The 780-nt window shown below is 60.3% G+C and carries 1 protein-coding gene; it reads left to right on the top strand.

Translation table 11 applies throughout. From position 1 onward, the window contains the following. The first annotated feature begins 51 nt into the window (after nt 1–51). Nucleotides 52–726, top strand: a complete 675-nt coding sequence (locus EN750_RS37095; protein ID WP_023812818.1) for a response regulator transcription factor — start codon at nt 52–54, stop codon at nt 724–726. The last annotated feature ends 54 nt before the right edge of the window (nt 727–780 follow it).

Raw genomic sequence — 780 nt, 5'->3', positions numbered from 1 at the left:
ATGCAGATGTCTGCCACTCAACCTTCCGGCGAAATCGCGTATAACAGCCCTATGAAGATTCTCGTCATAGAAGACGATCGCGAGGCTGCGGATTACTTGCAGAAAGCCTTTGCCGAGGCCGGTCACACCGCGCATGTCGCCGGTGACGGCGAAACCGGCTTTGCGCTCGCCGACGCCGGCGACTACGACGTGATGGTGATCGACCGGATGATGCCGCGTCGCGACGGCCTGTCGGTCATTGCCGGTCTCCGGTCCAGGGGCAACACAACGCCGGTGCTGATCCTGTCGGCGCTCGGCGAGGTCGATGATAGGGTCACGGGTCTGCGCGCCGGCGGCGACGATTACCTGACAAAGCCCTATGCCTTCTCCGAACTTCTCGCCCGCGTCGAGGTTCTGAACCGTCGCGCCAGCGCCAAGGAAGCCGAAACCGTCTACCGCGTCGGCGATCTCGAACTCGACAGGCTGTCGCATTCGGTACGCCGTGCGTCACGCGAGATAACGCTGCAGCCGCGTGAATTCCGCTTGCTCGAATATCTGATGCGGCATGCCGGCCAGGTGGTGACGCGCACCATGCTGCTCGAAAATGTCTGGGACTATCATTTCGATCCGCAGACCAATGTCATCGACGTTCATGTCTCCCGGCTGCGCGGCAAGATCGAGAAGGGCTTCGACAAGCCCATCCTGCATACGGTTCGCGGCGCCGGCTATATGCTGAAGAGCGGCTAGAGTATGATCCCGAAAAGTGGGAACCGGTTTTCGGAAAAGATCATGCTCCAACAA

The sequence above is a fragment of the Mesorhizobium sp. M7A.F.Ca.ET.027.03.2.1 genome (genome assembly GCF_003999175.1).
Taxonomy (GTDB): domain Bacteria; phylum Pseudomonadota; class Alphaproteobacteria; order Rhizobiales; family Rhizobiaceae; genus Mesorhizobium.
This window is presented reverse-complemented; position numbering and strand designations above follow the sequence as displayed.